Origin of the sequence: Roseibium sp. MMSF_3412 (genome assembly GCF_030733265.1) — a bacterium.
Taxonomy (GTDB): Bacteria; Pseudomonadota; Alphaproteobacteria; order Rhizobiales; family Stappiaceae; genus Roseibium.
The window spans coordinates 89,814-108,169 of the sequence record NZ_JASHJI010000022.1 but is presented as its reverse complement, the minus strand read 5'-3'; the positions used below and the strand labels follow the sequence as shown (position 1 = coordinate 108,169).

15 protein-coding genes are annotated in these 18,356 nt (G+C 59.3%); 10 read left to right on the top strand and 5 right to left on the bottom strand.

Annotated elements, in window-relative coordinates; genetic code table 11:
- Positions 1 to 27: 27 nt before the first annotated feature.
- Both RBB49_RS26355 and RBB49_RS26350 read right to left on the bottom strand, forming a co-directional pair.
- Complete coding sequence (locus RBB49_RS26355) at positions 28 to 315, bottom strand: hypothetical protein (RefSeq protein WP_306145938.1); 288 nt, start codon at positions 313 to 315, stop codon at positions 28 to 30.
- A 158-nt stretch (positions 316 to 473) separates the two neighbouring features.
- Positions 474 to 1,793 carry an aspartate aminotransferase family protein gene (locus RBB49_RS26350; RefSeq protein ID WP_306145937.1) on the bottom strand — a complete coding sequence of 440 codons (1,320 nt, stop codon included), beginning with the start codon at positions 1,791 to 1,793 and terminating at the stop codon, positions 474 to 476.
- Between the two features lie 178 nt (positions 1,794 to 1,971).
- Here RBB49_RS26350 and RBB49_RS26345 point away from each other — a divergent pair, with 178 nt between their 5' ends.
- Positions 1,972 to 2,388 carry a D-Ala-D-Ala carboxypeptidase family metallohydrolase gene (locus tag RBB49_RS26345; protein ID WP_306145936.1) on the top strand — a complete coding sequence of 139 codons (417 nt, stop codon included), beginning with the start codon at positions 1,972 to 1,974 and terminating at the stop codon, positions 2,386 to 2,388.
- A 60-nt stretch (positions 2,389 to 2,448) separates the two neighbouring features.
- Here the strand turns inward: RBB49_RS26345 and RBB49_RS26340 are convergent, their stop codons facing one another.
- Positions 2,449 to 2,808, bottom strand: a complete 360-nt coding sequence (locus tag RBB49_RS26340) for an ArsC family reductase (protein WP_306145935.1) — start codon at positions 2,806 to 2,808, stop codon at positions 2,449 to 2,451.
- A 182-nt stretch (positions 2,809 to 2,990) separates the two neighbouring features.
- Here RBB49_RS26340 and RBB49_RS26335 point away from each other — a divergent pair, with 182 nt between their 5' ends.
- From RBB49_RS26335 to RBB49_RS26295, 9 genes are all read left to right on the top strand, one after another.
- Positions 2,991 to 4,700 (top strand): adenylate/guanylate cyclase domain-containing protein, encoded by a 1,710-nt coding sequence (locus RBB49_RS26335; RefSeq protein ID WP_306145934.1) that lies wholly within the window; start codon positions 2,991 to 2,993, stop codon positions 4,698 to 4,700.
- Between the two features lie 43 nt (positions 4,701 to 4,743).
- Entirely contained in the window at positions 4,744 to 5,901 is a 1,158-nt protein-coding gene (argE, locus tag RBB49_RS26330) for an acetylornithine deacetylase (RefSeq protein WP_306145933.1), read from the top strand.
- A 134-nt stretch (positions 5,902 to 6,035) separates the two neighbouring features.
- Complete coding sequence (locus RBB49_RS26325; RefSeq protein WP_306145932.1) at positions 6,036 to 7,616, top strand: ABC transporter substrate-binding protein; 1,581 nt, start codon at positions 6,036 to 6,038, stop codon at positions 7,614 to 7,616.
- 73 nt (positions 7,617 to 7,689) lie between these two features.
- Positions 7,690 to 8,664 (top strand): ABC transporter permease, encoded by a 975-nt coding sequence (locus RBB49_RS26320; protein ID WP_306145931.1) that lies wholly within the window; start codon positions 7,690 to 7,692, stop codon positions 8,662 to 8,664.
- Positions 8,665 to 8,677: 13 nt separating this feature from the next.
- A complete protein-coding gene (locus tag RBB49_RS26315; protein WP_306145930.1) occupies positions 8,678 to 9,655 on the top strand; it encodes an ABC transporter permease in 978 nt (325 codons plus the stop codon).
- A gap of 7 nt (positions 9,656 to 9,662) precedes the next feature.
- Positions 9,663 to 11,384, top strand: coding sequence for an ABC transporter ATP-binding protein (locus tag RBB49_RS26310; protein WP_306145929.1), 1,722 nt, complete (start codon positions 9,663 to 9,665; stop codon positions 11,382 to 11,384).
- 672 nt (positions 11,385 to 12,056) lie between these two features.
- Positions 12,057 to 13,589: an HAD family hydrolase gene (locus tag RBB49_RS26305; RefSeq protein WP_306145928.1), complete on the top strand. Its 1,533-nt coding sequence runs from the start codon at positions 12,057 to 12,059 to the stop codon at positions 13,587 to 13,589.
- Between the two features lie 94 nt (positions 13,590 to 13,683).
- Positions 13,684 to 15,483, top strand: a complete 1,800-nt coding sequence (locus RBB49_RS26300) for an IlvD/Edd family dehydratase (RefSeq protein WP_306145927.1) — start codon at positions 13,684 to 13,686, stop codon at positions 15,481 to 15,483.
- 113 nt (positions 15,484 to 15,596) lie between these two features.
- The gene (locus RBB49_RS26295) at positions 15,597 to 15,878 is read left to right on the top strand and encodes an SCP2 sterol-binding domain-containing protein (protein ID WP_306145926.1); all 282 of its coding nucleotides are present in this window, start codon (positions 15,597 to 15,599) and stop codon (positions 15,876 to 15,878) included.
- A 102-nt stretch (positions 15,879 to 15,980) separates the two neighbouring features.
- On the opposite strand, the gene RBB49_RS26290 is transcribed toward RBB49_RS26295, so the two are convergent.
- Together RBB49_RS26290 and RBB49_RS26285 are read right to left on the bottom strand one after the other, a co-directional pair.
- A complete protein-coding gene (locus RBB49_RS26290) occupies positions 15,981 to 16,628 on the bottom strand; it encodes an MSMEG_1061 family FMN-dependent PPOX-type flavoprotein (protein ID WP_306145925.1) in 648 nt (215 codons plus the stop codon).
- A gap of 123 nt (positions 16,629 to 16,751) precedes the next feature.
- Positions 16,752 to 18,353, bottom strand: a complete 1,602-nt coding sequence (locus RBB49_RS26285; RefSeq protein ID WP_306145924.1) for a TRAP transporter large permease — start codon at positions 18,351 to 18,353, stop codon at positions 16,752 to 16,754.
- Positions 18,354 to 18,356: the final 3 nt, after the last annotated feature.

Here is an 18,356-nt window from a genome sequence, read left to right as displayed (position 1 = left end):
GCCTCATGCCGGCCCAGGGCAGTTCCCTCAGTAGTACATGTAGTTGTAGTGCTCCGGGCTCAGATACCCTCTTGAATCGGAGCGTTCCTTCCTCTCCACATCCAGTTCGCTCTCATAAGCGCTATCGGCAAGGCGCTCGTTACCGGCACCTTCCTTGTCTGCCAGTTCGCTCTCGTGCATGACCGGCAGGCGATGCTTTGCCTGCTCGTAGCAATGGTTGGTGACCGACACGAAGCCTGCCGCGATCCGGCTCCAGATACCGGACTTGTGATTGTCCGATGCCGCTTCGATCTGCTCGTTGGTAATGTATGCCATGTCCATCTCCTTCATTCATGTGAACTCAGAGATGGCCATGCTTAAGCGCGCTTCAATTTAACTCTCTGTAATATTAAGCTTTTTTAATTCAAAGATCACCCGTTCGTAATCATTCCGGCATCATGACCGGTTTCTGTTCAGTCCCTGTCTTGACGGTCTCACTGGAAGGCCGATTTGAAGGCCGTGTCCAGCTTGTCAACGATTTCCGAGACATGCGTGTCCTCGAGGATGAACGGCGGCGCCAGAAGAACATGGTCGCCTCTGACCCCATCAATCGTCCCGCCCATCGGGTAGCAGATGAGACCGGCCTCGAAGGCAGCTTTCTTGACCTTCTTGTTGATCCCGGCTGCCGGCTCGAAGGGGGTTTTGCTTGACCTGTCTTCCACAAGTTCGATACCCCGGAAAAGTCCGCGCCCGCGCAGGTCGCCGACATGGGGATGCTGCCCGAACGCGTCCCGCAACGCCTGATCGAGCTTGTCCCCCATGGGCGAAACACGCTCCGCAAGCCCACTGCTCAGTTTCCTGAACACCGCCAATGCCGCGGCGCAGGCTGTCGGGTGGCCGATATAGGTGTGGCCGTGCTGGAAAAACCCGGACCCGGTTTCGATTGCCCGGTAGATTTCGTCGGTGCACAGCATTGCGCCCACGGGCTGGTAGCCAGCGCCCAGACCCTTGGCGATGCACAGGATGTCCGCGGTAATGCCGTCCTGTTCATGCGCAAAGAGCGATCCGGTCCGGCCCATGCCACACATGACCTCATCGAGGATCAGAAGCACACCATAGGTATCGCAGATCTCGCGGACCCGTTTAAAGTACCCCTCCACCGGCGGGACCGCGCCAGCCGTCGCACCGACGACCGGCTCGGCAACAAAGGCCATGACGTTCTCGGGTCCGAGCCTGAGAATTTCGGTTTCCAGTTCGCCGGCAACGCGCTGCCCGTATTCAAATGCAGTCTCGTCTTCACCGCGACCGCGATATTCATAGCAGGGCGCGATATGGGTGGTTTCGATCATGAGAGGCGAGAACGGTTCCCGCCGCCACTGATTGCCACCCGTTGCCAGCGCTCCGAGCGTGTTGCCGTGGTAACTCTGGCGGCGAGCAATGACGCGATGCCGGGAGGTTTCTCCCTTCTCCAGAAAGTACTGGCGCGCGAGCTTGAGCGCAGCCTCGACCGCCTCCGATCCACCCGAGACGAAATAGACCCGGTCAAGATTTCCCGGCGCCTTCGAGACGAGCAGGTCAGCCAGTTCCTCGGCAGGTTCGGAGGTGAAAAAGCCGGTGTGTGCGAAAGCGACCCGGTCGACCTGGTCCTTGATCGCGCGGGTCACGTCCGGATCGCTGTGGCCCAGGCAGGACACGGCCGCACCACCAGATCCGTCAAAGTATTTTTTCCCCGACTTATCAACAATGTAACAACCCTCTCCACGATCGGCGACGGGTGGACTGGCTTTGGTGTGGCGTGGAAAAACGTGAGACATGTATATCAATCCGAGCAGTGGTCACGATGCGAATTTGAGACATTTGTATCAGACTTTTCCCTTCTCTGAAACATTTGTTTCTTAGCTTCGTTAACCACGTTTTTCATCACAATTTTAATCAAATTGCAGGAACGTTCGCGCGGGGGATATCGCAACACATTCAACAAGGCTGCCAGTCATGCCCCGACGCCTCTTTGCCTGGATATTCTTCATCGGATTTGCCCTCACGCTTGCAGGATGCGGCACGGTCGCAGGGGTCACCGGACTGGGATGGGCAACCGCCTCGCACAGCTCGATCGATTATGACGATTCATCCTGGTGCGTTCCACGAAAGCTCAAGAAGGTTCTCAACCGCGTCGCAAGCCGATACGGGGAGGTCACTGTTCACTCGACAAAGCGCTGGTGGCTGGAAAACTGGCGGAAGGGCGGCGCGCGCAATTCCTATCACCTCAATTGCCAGGCGGTGGATTTTTCGGTCCGCGGTGATCCCTCCACCATTATTGCCTTCCTGAAATCGCAGCCGGAGGTCGGCGGATACAAATACTATGCGTCCGGCCATTACCACATCGACACCGGTCCGCGCAGAACCTGGTGATCCGGACTGGCTTTCTGCCGTGATCCGGAAACGCCTGACGGCGCGACCCGGTGCGCGCCGTTACTTCAGCTCGCCAAGCTCGAGCGCCATCTCCCACGACACGGGATCGAACCCGACGAAATTCTTTGCCTCACCTTCCACGATTGGCCGTTTGATCGTTGAGGGATTTTCGATCATGACGTCAATCGCCGATGCTGCATCGGTCACACCCTCTTTGGTGGCGTCGTCCAGCTTGCGCCAGGTCGTGCCGCGCTTGTTGAGGATCGTTTCCCAGCCGAATTCTGCAACGAAGGCCGCCAGCCGGTCACCGTTGACGCCGTCCTTCTTGTAGTCGTGAAAATCATAGGCAACGCCCGCCTCTTCCAGAAACTTTCGCGCTTTCTTGACCGTATCGCAGTTCTTGATGCCGTAGACCTTCATGATTTTCCCTTCCGCGCGGATCAACGAGCGGAAAGTTACGGTTCCCGCAAAGGGATGCAAGTCCCGGAACACAGTTTCCCCTATTCGGGTTGACCCGGCCCCGATCTCGGGTCAGAGATTTTCCAGACCAAACCTGACTGGGAACACGAATCCGTGCACAAGACACCGACCGGGAGGACTGCATGAGCACATCCGCATCCGCCCCGGTCAAGACGGCGACTGCAGAACGCAAAAAGAAGGCGGGTCCGTCGTGGGGCAACTGGCGGCAGCGGCTGCGCCTTTGGAGCGGCCTGATCCTGTTTGCCTATTGTCTCAGCCACTTTTCGAATCACGCCTTTGGTATTTATTCGGTCGATGCGATGGAAAAGGCATCGGTGTGGCACTACCGCATCTGGCGCAGCGAGATCGGTGAAACCGTGCTGATGCTGGCGGTGGTTACCCATGTTTTCCTGGCGCTTTGGCGGACCGGGAAACGGCGCACGCTGAAAATGCCGCCATGGGAATTCGCACAACTTGTTCTCGGGCTCTATATCCCCTGGTCGCTCATTCCGCATGTGGGCACGACCATGGGACTGGCCAACCAGTTCGGATTTTCACCGACCTATCACCAGATGCTCACAATTTTATGGCCTCAGCACGGAGTGACTCAGTCCCTGCTGCTGCTGGCGGTATGGGCTCACGCGATGATCGGCCTGCATTTCTGGCTGCGGCTTTATCCCCTGTACCACCGCTTGCGATACGCCGCCCTCGGGTTTGCCGTCGCCCTGCCTGTTGTTGCGCTCTGGGGGTTCATCGAGGGCGCCCGGCGGCTTGAACTGGCAAAGGATGTCAAGCTCAAGGTGACAGAGGAGCAGTTCGACTGGCTGACGACCTTCGTGATCGAAGCACGCGCCGTCGTCTTCGGCCTCATTGCCGCAAGCCTCGTGGCCATCTTGCTCCGCTACGTTTTCAACCTGACAGCGCGCAAGCTCACGATCACATACCCCGGAAGCCTGTCGATCCGGGCCAAACCCGGGGCAACCCTGCTTGAGATGAGCCGTATCAACGACGTGCCGATCGCGTCGGTCTGCGGCGGACGGGCGCGTTGCTCCACCTGCAGGGTCAAGGTTCTCGACGGCAGTGCCGATCTTGCCGCACCCGGAACGGCCGAAAAAGCGGTGCTGGCCAGGATATCGGCAGACAAGGACGTCAGGCTCGCCTGCCAGATCCGCCCGCAGCAGAACCTCGAGGTGCTGCCGCTCGTGCCGGTCAAGGCCAAGGCGGAAACCGCCGAAAATCTCAAGGATGCCTATTATTGGGGTGTCGAGCAGGATGTCGTCGTGATGTTCGTGGACCTGAGGAATTTCACACGCATTACCGAGTCCCAGCTTGCCTATGACGTGGTGCATCTGCTGAACAACTATCTCGATCAGGCCTCGGCGGCCATTCGAGCGGAAGGCGGCTTTGTCGACAAGTTCATAGGCGACGGGATCATGGCCATTTTCGGAATGGACAGCGACGTGGAAACCGGCGCCCGCCAGGCCCTGCGCGCATCGCGCCGCATCGAAAACGTCATGAAGGCACTGGAAGCGGAAAAGGGTCCGCAGTTCCAGGATCCGATCCGGCTGGGGATCGGCTTGCATCTCGGACCGGCAATCCTCGGACGGATCGGCGCTGCCGGCACAAACGGCGGATTGACGGCGCTTGGCGACGTGGTCAATACGTCGAGCCGGCTGGAAACGGAGAACAAGATCCACAAGAGTTTTCTTGTGGTCTCAAAGGATGTAACGGATGCGGCAAACGTGGCTGTTCCCGGCGCACAGTCCGCCGAAATCAAAATCAGGGGAAAGGAATTGCCCTTGCAAATCTTTGCCTTGAGCAGCTTAGATGCGCTCGACATCCCGCCAAACTAGGTCACACACACATACACGTGTTTCATCGGGCACAGGAGAATTTGTGAGCAAACGTTACACGCCGCGGGAAATGCTGGAGAAACTGATCTCCTTCAATACCGTATCGGACCGGAGCAACCTGGACCTCATCACGTTCGTGGAAACCTATCTGGCCGAATACGGCGTCACCAGCATTCGCGTTCCGGACGAGACCGGCACAAAGGCCGCACTGCATGCGCATATCGGCCCTTCGGAAGACGGCGGCGTTGTTCTGTCCGCACACACGGACGTGGTTCCCGTTAAAGGTCAGGCCTGGTCCCAGGACCCGTTTGCCTCCTGGGTTTCGAATGGAAAACTTTATGGCCGCGGCTCTGCAGACATGAAGGGATTTGCGGCGACCGTGCTGGCCAAGGTCCCCGATTTCATAGCAGCGGATCTTCAGCGGCCCATTCACATCGCGCTTTCCTACGACGAAGAAGTGGGCTGTTTCGGCGCGCCGCCGCTCGTCAGGGATATGCTCGCCAAAGGCCCCCGCCCAAGCTTTGCGATCGTTGGCGAACCGACGAACATGAAAGTCGTCACCGCACACAAGGGAATTGCCGTCTACAAGACCACGATCACGGGGCACCCGGCACATTCCAGCCAGCTGCACCGGGGTGTGTCGGCAATCTCCGCCGCAGCCAAACTCATTTCCTGGCTTGACGCGCAAACCGCGGACAACAAGGCGAAGGCGGACCCGGACAACGCATTCGAGCCTCCCTACACGACCCTGCACAGCGGTGTCATCAAGGGCGGCGAGGCCCACAACATCACGGCGCAACACTGCGAATTCATAACGGATTTCCGGCTCTTGCCCGGGGACAGCAAAGAGGCCTGGCTGGAGGCATACCGGACCTTCATCGATAGCCAGGTGCTGCCCGACATGCAGGCTATCTCCGGGGATTGCGGCATCGAGGTCGAGGAACTGGCTTACGTTCCCGGTCTCTCCGAAGAAGCGGATGGACTGGCTGAAACCGAAGCCCGCGGCCTGACCGGCGACAATGCCCGCCACGTCGTTGTCTACGCGACCGAAGGCGGCATCTTTCAGGAGCACGGTGTTTCAACGGTCGTGTGCGGCCCGGGGTCGATCGATCAGGCCCACCAAGCAGATGAATTCATAGAACTTGTGGAATTGGACCGATGCGCCGCATTTTTGGACCGGCTGATTGGACGTTTATCGTAAAAACAGGCGCGAGCGGGTTTGAACACGGTCACTTACAATGTCATAGTTGCCGACGGACGGACGGTCGCACCACTCCATCAAATCGCGACCGCTGTTGCGACGTCATTCCGGGAACCGGAACCAACGAGGGGAAAATGAACAAGAAAACTCTGATTTTCGCTGCGCTTCTTGCAGCAGGAACAGGTAGTGCTGCTCAGGCGGAAACATTCAAGTTTGCCTTTCAGGGAAGCCTGAACGGCCTTGATCCCTACAGCCTGAACGAGACCTTCACGCTGTCGTCGCTTGGCAACACCTATGAGGGGCTGACAAGACGTGGCGCGGACCTTGCGATCGAGCCCGCGCTCGCGGAGCGCTGGGAGATCGTTGATCCGAACCGCTGGCGCTTCTATCTCCGCAAAGGCGTCAAGTTCCACAACGGCAATGACTTTACAGCGGAAGACGTCGCCTTCTCGATCGAACGCGTGCGCTCCGAGGGTTCCGACCTCACGACACGCGTTCCGGCCGACGCAAAGGTCGAAATCGTTGACGACCACACGGTCGACATTGTCCTGACCGGCCCGAACCCGATCCTGCACTACGAGTGGGACACGTTCTACATCATGGACAAGGACTGGACGACGGAGAACGGTGCGGTCAAGGTGACCTCCGCATCCGATACCACGCCCAACTATGCGTCCTTGAATGCCAACGGCACCGGACCGTTCAAGATCGTCAGCCACGAAGCCGGCGTGAAGACCGTCTACGAGAAAAACGACGGCTGGTGGGACGAGGCCAAGCACAATGTCGATACGGTCGAGTTCACGCCCATACCGTCGGATGCGACCCGCGTCGCGGCACTTCTGTCCGGTGAACTGGACATGGTCTATCCAATCCCCGTTCAGGACATCAAGCGCATCAATGACAATTCCGGCACGGTTGCCCTGACGGGTCCGGAACTGCGGACGATCTTCCTTGGAATGGATCAGATGCGCGACGAACTGCTTTATTCGGACGTGAAGGGCAAGAACCCCTTCAAAGACGAAAAGGTACGCAAGGCGTTCTATCAGGCGATCGATATCGAGGCGATCAAGAACAAGGTCATGCGCGATCTCGCGACGCCGTCGGCCATCATGATCTCGCCGTTCCTGTTCTCAAAGTCGAGCGAGTTCGAGCGGTATGCCTATGATCCGGAAAACGCGAAGAAATTGCTGACCGAGGCCGGGTATCCGGATGGGTTCACTGTCGGCATGGACTGCCCGAACGACCGCTATGTCAACGACGAGTCCATCTGCCAGGCCGTTGCGGCGATGCTCGCGCGCGTCGGTGTGAAGGTAGACCTCAACGCACAGCCCAAGGCAAAGTATTTTGCAAAGGTTCTTGCCTCGGGCGGCTTTGATACGTCGTTCTACCTGCTTGGCTGGACCCCCGGCTCCCTGGACAGCTGGAACGTTCTGTCGAACCTGATGAACTGCCGTACCGACGCCGGCGAAGGCTCGCCGTTCAACCTCGGCGGTTTCTGCGACGACAAGATCGACGAACTGACCGGCAAGGTGCTGACGGAAATCGATCCGGAAAAGCGTGATGGCCTGATCGCCGAAGCCTTCAAGATCAGCCATGACAATGCCTATTACATTCCGCTTCACCAGCAGGGCCTTGCCTGGGGCGTTGCGGATAATGTCGAGCTTGTTCAGCGCGCCGACAATCAGTTCAAGTTCCGCTTCATCAACAAGAACTGATCTCAGCCTCAAGTGCTCAACGCTCCCGGCGACGCCGGGAGCGTATTTTCATGCCAGACCCTAAAGAGCCGAAATGATTGGTTTTGCGACGCGCCGCCTGATCCAGGCGTTGATTGTCATGCTGGTGGTGGCCCTGCTCGCCTTCACCATGTTCCGTTTTGTGGGTGATCCTATCAATCAGATGGTCGGGATCGAAACATCGATCGAAGAACGCGAAGCGCTGCGCGAGCGGCTCGGGTTGAACGATCCGATCCCCGTCCAGTTTCTGCGGTTCGTGACCAAGGCCGCGCAATTCGATTTCGGCACATCCTACCAGTTCCGCCAGCCTGTCTCCGAGCTCTTTGCCAAACGCATCCCGGCAACGCTGGAACTCAGTCTGACCTCCGCACTGTTTGCGCTGGTCGTCGGCATTCCAATGGGAATTTATGCCGGGCTCAATCGGGAATCCCCGATTTCCAAGCTGTTCCTGTCCGTGTCGCTTGTCGGGATTTCGCTGCCGACTTTCTTCATCGGAATTCTGCTCATCTTCCTGTTCTCCGTCACGCTGCAATGGCTCCCGAGTTTCGGGCGCGGCGACACCGTGCAGATCGGGTCATGGTGGACCACCGGGTTTCTGACCGCATCCGGGCTGAAGGCCCTGATCCTTCCCTCGATCACGCTCGGGCTTTACCAGATGACACTGATCATGAGGCTGATCCGCGCGGAGATGCTGGAGGTCATCCGGACGGACTACATCAAGTTCGCCCGTGCGCGCGGACTGCCGGACCGCCTTGTCCACTTCCGCCATGCCCTGAAAAACACGCTTGTGCCCGTGATCACGATTACCGGTCTCCAGCTTGGTGCCATCATCGCATTCGCCACGATTACCGAGACGGTCTTCAACTGGCCCGGCATGGGCCTCCTGTTCCTGCAGGCGGTTCAGAATGTCGACATCCCGATCATGTCCGCCTACCTGCTGTTGACCGCATTCCTGTTCGTTGCGATCAATTTCATCGTGGACATTCTCTACTTCTATATCGATCCGCGCCTGCGGGTCGGACGGCCGTAAGGGGGCACTTCGAATGCCTTATGTCTCCAACGAAGAAGTAACAGCCGCCGTTCAGGACCGGTCGAGCGAACAGCCCGCGGCAGGCCGTGTCGCGCGAATTCTGGACAGCGACCTGTTCCATTCGTTCCTGCGCTCAAAGATCACCGTTGTTGCAGCCGTCGCCACGCTGATCCTGTTCCTGCTGTCGTTTCTGGCACCCTGGGTCGCGCCGCACAATCCGTTCGACCTGGCGACGATTTCGATCCTCGACGCCCGCGTCCCGCCCATCTGGCAGGAATATTCCGATCCCCGGTTCATTCTGGGCACGGATGACCAGGGAAGGGACCTGCTCTCGGGTATCTTCTACGGGATGCGGATCTCTCTGATCATCGGGTTCTGTTCGGTCATCGCGGCCGCCGTTCTGGGCATATCGCTCGGCCTTGTTGCCGGCTACATGGGTGGGCGCGTCGATTCCTTCATCATGCGCGTTGCCGATGTGCAGCTGACGTTTCCGGCGATCCTTATCGCGCTCCTGATCGATGGCATCGCCGCCGGGATCTTCGGCGGCGTCGATCGCGAATTTTTCGCCTTCTACATTCTGATCGTGTCGCTGGCGCTGTCGTTCTGGGTTCAGTATGCGCGCACGGTGCGCGGCTCCACGATGGTGGAGAAGAACAAGGAATATGTTCAGGCGGCGCGCGTCATCGGTATCCCCTCAGTCATCATCATGGTGCGCCATATCCTGCCGAACGTGATGGGGCCGGTCATGGTGATCGCGACGATCAACCTCGCACTCGCCATCGTCACCGAAGCCACGCTCTCGTTCCTCGGGGTTGGCATGCCACCAACGCAGCCTTCACTGGGAACACTGATCGCGATCGGAAACGATTTCCTCTATTCCGGCGAATGGTGGATCGCGATCTTTCCCGGGCTGGCGCTCGCGCTCCTGGTCCTGAACGTCAACCTGTTGGGCGACTGGCTTCGCGACGCCCTCAACCCGAAACTGCGGTGAGGGCGCCATGAACGTTCTGGATATCAAAGACCTCACGGTCGAATTCCCGGGAAGAAAATCCGTGTTCGTTGCCGTCGACGATGTCGACATGAGCGTTGATGCCGGCAAGATCCTCGGTGTTGTCGGGGAGTCGGGCGCAGGCAAGTCGACGGTCGGCAATGCCGTCATCGGTCTCTTGCAGGAACCGGGCCGCATCGCCGGCGGAGAGGTTTTCCTTCACGGGAAACGCATCGACAACCTGCCTTACAAGGAAAAACGGCTGCTGCGCGGGCGCAAGATCGGCATGATCTTTCAGGATCCGCTGACGTCGCTCGATCCGTTGCAGACGGTGGAGTCCCAGCTTGTGGAGACGATCCGCACCCACCTGCCGCTGTCTGCCAAGGATGCACAGAAACGCGCCGTCGAACTGATCGACGCGGTCGGCATTCCCAATCCGGGAGAACGCATCAAACAGTATCCGCACCAGTTTTCGGGCGGGATGCGGCAACGTGTTGTGATCGCGCTTGCCCTATGCGCTGAACCCGAACTCGTCATTGCGGACGAGCCGACCACCGCGCTTGACGTCTCGATCCAGGCCCAGATCCTCGAGTTGATGAAAAAACTCTGCGAGGAGCGCAACGTCGCGATGCTGGTGATCACCCACGACATGGGGGTCATAGCCGACATTACCGACCACGTCGCCGTCATGTATCATGGCGACCTTGTCGAGTACGGGGAAACAACGCAGGTGCTCGGCGCACCGCAACACCCCTATACGCAGAGCCTGATATCCGCCGTGCCACGGCCAGATGTGAAAGTGGAACGCTTTCCGGTCGTCAACTACATCGAAAAGGCGGGCACGCCCCAGAAACACATCGACATCTCCACGCACTGGCTGGGCAAGTCCCGGGACTACGAGAAGATCTCGGGTCCTCTCGTCCAGATTCGCGATCTGGACATGCGTTTCGAGGTTCGCGGCAGCGTTTTCCCGTCCCGGAGAAAGTACTTCCAGGCGGTCAAGAAGGTCAGCTTCGACATCCAGCAGGGGGAAACCTTCGGTCTTGTCGGCGAAAGCGGATCAGGCAAATCGACGATCGCGCGCCTGATCACGGGCCTTTATGACCCGACGGGCGGGTCGATCCTGTTCGGCAAGACAGAGCTGACGTCGCTCAAGAACCGCAAGGATGTCCTCGCGATGCGGCGGCAGATGCAGATGATTTTCCAGGATCCCTATTCCTCGCTCAACGCGCGGATGCGGGTTCGGGACATCATCGCGGAGCCAATCAAGTTTCACAAGCTGGCGTCCGGCAATGCCGAGGTCCGGCAGATCGTCGACGACCTGCTTGATCACGTCGGCCTGGGAGCCCAGGCGGGGCAAAAATTCCCGCACGAGTTTTCGGGCGGACAACGGCAGCGGATATCGATCGCACGCGCACTGGCAACGCGGCCGCGCTTCCTGATCTGCGACGAACCCACCTCGGCACTCGATGTTTCCATCCAGGCACAGATTCTCAATCTTCTGAAAGATCTTCAGGAAGAACTCGGCCTCACGATGCTGTTTATCAGCCACGACCTCGCCGTGATCAGGCAGATGTGCAACCGGATCGGCGTTATGCGCAACGGTGAGCTTTGCGAGGTGTCCGATTGCGACGACCTTTTCGAACGGCCGCAGCATCCCTATACAAGAGAGCTTCTTGATCTCATGCCATCGATGGAGCTTTTGTCCCGCGCCAATCTGGAGACAAGCTGAACGGCGCAGGGCGCGCTGCATCAGCTGACTGCGGACTGGCCTGGTGCTGGAACGATTCTGTTGGTTTTTGTACCTCTCGAACTTGACTCGATCTGCCGCGCCGATTCCCGGACGCCATGATCGAGATAACCACAATCGAGTCCGGCAAGGGCAAAATCTGCCCAGGATGCTCCCCTCCTGAAGTCTAGTCAGGGCGAAACATCTTTGCCGGAGCTTTCTTCGCGCTCTCTATTCCATTTTCTGAAAATGTAGTGCGCATTTTTCTTTACCAAAAGAAAACAGGGAGAGCTGAAAAGCTCTCCCTGCTACCCACTTGTTTAAAACACTCTCATTCCGAGAAAATATTTCTATATTGAGCCTTAAAATTGTTAACGCTCTACTTCGTAATGAGCCGCATATTCCCTAAGGTTCAATTTGTTGGCAAGAGCGGTTGCGCACAAATCCTCGGCAATAATGACCAATAATTGAGCAATCCCGCGCGGCCCGAGCGTTCGCACCGGCTCGCAGACATTGCCTGCGCTGCCCGGCTTTCACATGCTTGAAGCACTGCCCCGGGGAAACCGACGGAAGGAACCGTCGGACGCGTCCCCGAAACATGCACAACGACACAGGTTTCGAAAGCCGCAAACAATGCCGACAATGCCCTTACATGCAATAATTTGGTGCGCATTCATGTGCGCGTCCCTCGGTCTCATGATTTGCGCCATTCTGACCGCCGGATGGGTCGATACCCCCCCTGCAGACCCGTTGAGGATGTTCGGCGACTATTCAGCGCCGGTGTTCAGCATGTTTTCCGCGATCTTTGCGTTTCTGGCGCTCAGCTCCCGGCTCACCGAACCGGCCGGGCGGCCCATGACGCTCCTCACAAGCGGATTGAGCCTGTTTCTCCTTTTGCTGGCAGCCGTTTTGCCGGCCGTAACCGATCTGCACATGCATGAAGCCGCCATCCCCGCAGTTGCAGGTGCATGTCTCATGATCCAGCGCTCGGCAGGCATCGCCCTCCTGCCGGCGCGGGGCGACAGAAGCGGCCTGCCGGAAGCGGCCGGCTCCGTCGGGCTCGCTGCCGGCACCGGCTCGCTCTGGCTGGCCCTTGACCCGGCTGTCTTTCCAATCGCCTTCGCTACGGCTCTTTTGCTTTCCTGGCCCTGTCTCTTCGATGGGATCAACGCTTTCGCGGACAGGGTGTTTTATCGTGCGGCGGCGGCGGCCGGCGCCCGAGACCTGGCCCCCGGCGCCTTCCCAGCGGTCACACGAGCCCGGCATATCCTGGTCGACAAGGCCGCCATCATGTCCGGACCTGATCTGATGGTCAGCAACGTCATGGCCTTCAACAACGAGCCCAGGACCCTGCTTGCAGTGGCCGCATCGGCGGAAGCACACGCCACCCACCCGGTCGCACACGCCTTGCGGCAACTCGCCGTGCAATGGCGCGTCGCACTCAGAACACCGGACAGGTATGAACCGGAACCCGGTCTTGGGGCCGTCGCTCTTTTGGGTGGCCAGACAGTCGTCCTTGGAACCCCAGATCTGCTGAAGCGGCTCCAGATCGACAGCTTTACCGCCGATGCGATCGCGCGTTCGCTGGAAGCGGACGGCAAGACCGTGCTGCGCGTTGCTGTCGGGGGACGGGTCGTCGGTGTGCTGGGCCTTGAGGGAACTCTTCGTCAGGATGCCGGGGTTGCCGGCCGGGCCCTGCGCAACGAAGGCCTGGAACCATGGCTTCACACCAATGACAGCCTGAAAACGAGGCAAGCGCTGGCGGACATGCTCGGCATGAAAACACCGGCGGATGCCGTCCCCGGAGAAACGGCTGCAGATACGTCGTTGCGCCTGTTCGAACCCGGTGAATGCCTTGTTCTTTCCCTGTCGGCGGACAGACAGGCGCTGGAACTCTTCGAGGCCGCACCCTCCGTTCCGGAACGCGATGACGAGGTCCGCCCCATCGCGGTCAGCGACTGCGAGGATATCGGAGCCTTTCCGGCGCTCAAGGCCCTGGCGAGCCGGCGCGATCAGCTCGCCTTGCGCGCGCGCCGGACATTGTTGGCGCTATGGGCCGGTTGCGGGGTGCTTGGCGCAACCGGCCTTTTATCGATCTTTGTTGCGCCGATTGTGTTTGGGGCTGCACTTGCCGCGCTGCTGCTTTACGCCCGGATATCCGTTGCCGGCGCCTTTCCCGCCCCCAGACGAAACCAAGAATCTCAATAGGTGGAACCAGATTGCACGCGGACTGCCTTTACAGTGTCCAATGCCTGGTGTTTATCCTGCCCCAAGACTTGAAATGAGTGAGGGATGAGGCGCCATGAGCGACAAAACAACGTCGAAGCTGCGGTCAGCGGCCTGGTTCGACAATCCGGGAAACCCCGGCATGACGGCGCTTTACATCGAGCGCTATCTCAATTTCGGCATCACGCGTGAAGAGCTGCAATCCGGCAAACCCATTATCGGCATTGCCCAGACCGGTTCCGATCTGTCGCCCTGCAACCGGCATCACCTGGAACTGGCAAAGCGCGTTCGCGAGGGCATTCGCGACGCTGGTGGCGTTGCCTTCGAGTTTCCGGTCCATCCGATCCAGGAAACCGGCAAACGGCCAACAGCGTCTCTCGACCGGAACCTTGCCTATCTCGGGCTGGTCGAACTTCTCTACGGCTACCCGATCGACGGCGTCGTTCTCACGATCGGCTGCGACAAGACCACGCCCGCCTGCCTGATGGCGGCGGCAACCGTCAACATTCCGGCGATTGCGCTGTCCGTCGGTCCGATGCTCAATGGCTGGTACAAGGGCGAGCGCACCGGCTCGGGCACCATTGTCTGGAAGGCACGCCAGATGCTTGCAGCCGGTGAGATCGACTACCCCGGTTTCATGGATCTTGTTGCCTCCGCAGCACCTTCCGTCGGGTATTGCAACACGATGGGTACCGCGACAACAATGAACTCACTCGCCGAGGCGCTTGGAATGCAGCTGCCGGGAGCCGCCGCCATCCCGGCACCTTACCGCGAGCGGGGCGCGATTTCCTTCGAGACCGGCAAGCGCATCGTCGACATGGTTCACGAAGACCTGAAGCCTTCCAACATCATGACGCGGGAAGCCTTCGAGAATGCCGTTGTGATCAATTCAGCGATCGGAGGCTCCACCAACGCGCCGATCCACCTGAACGGGGTTGCCCGGCATGTCGGTGTCGAACTCGACAATGACGACTGGCAGAACCTCGGACACGATGTACCGCTTCTGGTCAATCTGCAGCCGGCCGGCGAGTATCTCGGTGAGGATTATTTTCATGCCGGCGGCGTGCCTGCCGTCGTCGCGGAACTGCTGCGCCACGGCAAGCTGCCGCACCCGGATGCCGTTACCGCGAACGGCAAGACGATTGCCGAAAACTGCGAGGGGATCGTCACGGATCTGCCCGATGTAATCAAATCGTTCGACGCGCCGATGATGGAGCGGGCCGGCTTCATCAATCTGAAGGGAAATCTCTTCGACAGCGCGATCATGAAGACCAGTGTGATCTCAAAGGAGTTCCGGGACCGCTACCTGTCCAACCCGGACGATCCGGAAGCCTTTGAAGGCCGGGCGATCGTTTTCGAGGGACCTGAAGACTATCACGACCGGCTCGACGATCCGGACCTGAACATCGACGAACACTGCATGCTGTTCATCCGCGGCACCGGTCCGATCGGCTATCCCGGCGGTGCAGAGGTCGTGAACATGCAGCCACCCGCCGCGCTGATCAAGCGTGGTGTCACCGCGCTGCCCTGTATCGGCGACGGGCGCCAATCCGGAACGTCCGGATCTCCCTCCATCCTGAACGCGTCGCCAGAAGCCGCCGCGATGGGTGGCCTGGCCCTCCTGAAAACCGATGACCGCGTGCGCATCGACCTCAGGAAAGGGACCGCGAATATTCTGATTGCGGACGAAGAACTGGCACAACGCAGGGCGGATCTGGAAGCTGCAGGCGGTTTCCAGATTGCCGAAAGCCAGACCCCGTGGCAGGAAATCCAGCGCGGCATTGTCGGCCAGTTCGACAAGGGCATGGTGCTTGAACCGGCCGTCAAGTATCAGGACGTTGCGCATCAAAGAGGGCTGCCGAGGGACAACCACTGACGCGATTGCCGTTGACTCCAGAGCTGCACATTTCTCTCTTGACGATTACGTAAAGGTCATGCTTCAAGAGGGGTGAAGACTGGCATCGGCCAGACCAAGATGGGAGAAAATTCATGTCCTTGGAACAGCTCACCGAAGGTGTTCGCGGAAAGGTCGCAGGTGGCGGCATCGAAGAAAGCGTCAAGTTCGACCTGGGCGGTGACGGCGTCATCTTCCTGCAGGGTTCGGATGTCAGCAACGACGACGACGAAGCCGACTGCACGATCAAGATTTCAGCTGATGACCTCGCCGATCTGCTCTCCGGTGACCTCAACCCCACAAGCGCTTTCATGGGCGGAAAAATGCAGGTTGAGGGCGACATGAGCGTTGCCATGAAGCTCGGCAGCATCGTCTGAGAACAGCCCGCTGCTCAAACGGTCAAGCCGGTCCTCTGGGCCGGCTTTTTCGTGCCTGCCTACCTGCCGCCACTTCCCGGGCTGGAGCTTCTTTGACAGATCCTACCAGAGGTCCAGTTCGCCTTTTTCCTTCAGGCTTTCAAACCAGTCCTCGGGGCTCATCGCGATCCTGGCGTGCTTGACCATGGCCTCGTTCATGTCCGCCATGCCTTCGGTATCCGGCCACTTGTCCGATTGCCAGATATCCGATCTGAAGACCCATTTGGGGCAATGCATGAAGGCACTGTGCACATGGACAACAAGTGCAAGTTTCGGCGCCTTTTCATTCACCACCATGGACGCGAGGAGATCGGGATCGCGGACGATCCTTGCCTCGCCGCGAATGCGCAGCGTCTCGCCTCTGCCCGGCACCATGAACAGCAGGCCGATCCTCGGGTCCGCCAGAATGTTCTGAAACGTGTCCGCACGCCTGTTTCCCGGTCTGTCGGGGATCGCGAGAAGCGACTCACTCAGGATCTTCACGAATCCGGGAGGGTCGCCCCTTGGGGACAGATCCACATGCCCGTCCGGATTTGCGGTCGCCAGGAAACAGAAGGGGGCATGCTCGATGAAATTCCGGCAAATGGAATCGAGCGCCGGTATTTCCTTTGCAGCGATCTGCGGCAGCGGCTTGCCAGTGATGTCCTCAAGCTCGTCCGCGCGCTTCACGATGTCGGAAAACCGGGAAAACGGATCTTTGTCGCTCGTCATCAAAGGCTCTCCCTGTTCTTTGAAAACTAAAGAACGTCGTCTTTCACCTGTCAACAAGCCGCCGGCACCGCAAACGAAAGCGGCCGGAATACTCCGGCCGCCTGCAGATTGTTCGTGTCCCGCCTACCGGATGATGATTTCCGGTCCCATGAAGTAATAGGGCAGGAAGGTCGAAAGCGCCGGGACATAGGTCACCAGAACCAGGAACAGCAACAACACCAGAACGAACGGTGCGGCGGCCTTCACCACCTGAACGAGGCTCATGCCCGTGATCCCCGAGGTCACGAAGAGGTTCAGGCCAATCGGCGGCGTGATCATGCCGATTTCCATGTTTACGACCATGAGGATGCCGAGGTGGATCGGATCGACGCCCAGTTCCAGACCGATCGGAAACACAACGGGCGCCACGATCAGAAGCAGGCCTGACGGTTCCATGAACTGACCACCGATCAGAAGGATGATGTTGACCGCAATCAGGAACGTGAACCAGTTGAACCCTGCCTCGACCATCCAGTCGGTGATGAACTGCGGGATCTGTTCGGCCGTCAGCGTATGTGCGAATAGCAGGGCATTGACGATGATGAACATCAGCATGATCGTCGTCTTCGACGAATCCGTCAGTACCTTCTTGGTGTCCCTGTGGAACAGGGCAGGCAGAAACTTCCAGCCGATCATGCCGAGGTTCCGGCCCCAGACCTTGCCGCCGACCGCGTAGGTCGCCGGCAGTTCGGCCGGCGCAAGACCATGCCGCAGGATCGGATAGCCCACCAGCGCCGCTATCAGGACAATGGCGCTGTCGATGCCGAAGAAGGCGGCCCGCTCCGTGAAGATGGAGCCAAGGCCCGACCAGACGAAGACGGCAACAACCGCGTAAGTGATGGTCTTGAACCCGGTCAGCCCCAGTGCGCCGTCCTTTTCCTCGACCCAGCCGACACCGGCCAGTGGCCCCATGTCGCGATAGACGAACAGGGCGATCAGGCAGGCGTAGACGGCGGCAACGGCAGCGGCTTCCGTCGGCGTGAAGATGCCGCCATAGATGCCGCCCAGGATGATGACCATCAGGAACAGGCCAACGGCGGCTTGCGACACCGAACTCCACAGCTCCTTCCATCCTGCCCACGGCTGTGCCGGCAGCTTCTTGACGCGCGCCATGATGTAGATGGCGGTCATCAGCATCAGGCCTGCAATGATGCCGGGTACGACGCCGGCAAAGAACATGCGTCCGACCGAAACGTTGGTCGCAGCCGCATAGACGACCATCACGATTGACGGCGGAATGAGGATGCCCAGCGTGCCCGCGTTGGCGATGACACCTGCCGCGAACTCCTTGGTGTAGCCTGCCTGGCGCATGCCGGCGATGGCAATCGTGCCAATGGCGACAACCGTTGCCGGAGACGAGCCGGACAGGGCTGCAAACAGCATGCAGGCAAAGACGGCGGCGATGGCAAGGCCGCCGCGGATCCAGCCGACCGCGTCGATCGAGAACCGGATGATGCGCCGGGCGACGCCGCCCGTCGACATGAAGCTGGAGGCCAGAATGAAGAACGGGATCGCCAGAAGCGTGAAGTTCTGCGACGCGTTGAACAGCTGCACGGCCACGGAACTCATCGAGTCATGACTGAACAGGGCGATGTAGAGAACGGCAGACAGGCCGAGCGAGACGGCAATCGGAACCCCGAGGAACAGAAAGCCGAAAACGAAAATGAACAGAAATGCGGTTTCCATCGG

Bases quoted from the DNA above. Each gene is read 5' to 3' on its own strand.
- RBB49_RS26355 (WP_306145938.1), bottom strand. From the start codon at position 315: ATGGCATACATTACCAACGAGCAGATCGAAGCGGCATCGGACAATCAC.
- RBB49_RS26350 (WP_306145937.1), bottom strand. From the start codon at position 1,793: ATGTCTCACGTTTTTCCACGCCACACCAAAGCCAGTCCACCCGTCGCC.
- RBB49_RS26345 (WP_306145936.1), top strand. From the start codon at position 1,972: ATGCCCCGACGCCTCTTTGCCTGGATATTCTTCATCGGATTTGCCCTC.
- RBB49_RS26340 (WP_306145935.1), bottom strand. From the start codon at position 2,808: ATGAAGGTCTACGGCATCAAGAACTGCGATACGGTCAAGAAAGCGCGA.
- RBB49_RS26335 (WP_306145934.1), top strand. From the start codon at position 2,991: ATGAGCACATCCGCATCCGCCCCGGTCAAGACGGCGACTGCAGAACGC.
- RBB49_RS26325 (WP_306145932.1), top strand. From the start codon at position 6,036: ATGAACAAGAAAACTCTGATTTTCGCTGCGCTTCTTGCAGCAGGAACA.
- RBB49_RS26320 (WP_306145931.1), top strand. From the start codon at position 7,690: ATGATTGGTTTTGCGACGCGCCGCCTGATCCAGGCGTTGATTGTCATG.
- RBB49_RS26315 (WP_306145930.1), top strand. From the start codon at position 8,678: ATGCCTTATGTCTCCAACGAAGAAGTAACAGCCGCCGTTCAGGACCGG.
- RBB49_RS26310 (WP_306145929.1), top strand. From the start codon at position 9,663: ATGAACGTTCTGGATATCAAAGACCTCACGGTCGAATTCCCGGGAAGA.
- RBB49_RS26305 (WP_306145928.1), top strand. From the start codon at position 12,057: ATGTGCGCGTCCCTCGGTCTCATGATTTGCGCCATTCTGACCGCCGGA.
- RBB49_RS26300 (WP_306145927.1), top strand. From the start codon at position 13,684: ATGAGCGACAAAACAACGTCGAAGCTGCGGTCAGCGGCCTGGTTCGAC.
- RBB49_RS26295 (WP_306145926.1), top strand. From the start codon at position 15,597: ATGTCCTTGGAACAGCTCACCGAAGGTGTTCGCGGAAAGGTCGCAGGT.
- RBB49_RS26290 (WP_306145925.1), bottom strand. From the start codon at position 16,628: ATGACGAGCGACAAAGATCCGTTTTCCCGGTTTTCCGACATCGTGAAG.
- RBB49_RS26285 (WP_306145924.1), bottom strand. From the start codon at position 18,353: ATGGAAACCGCATTTCTGTTCATTTTCGTTTTCGGCTTTCTGTTCCTC.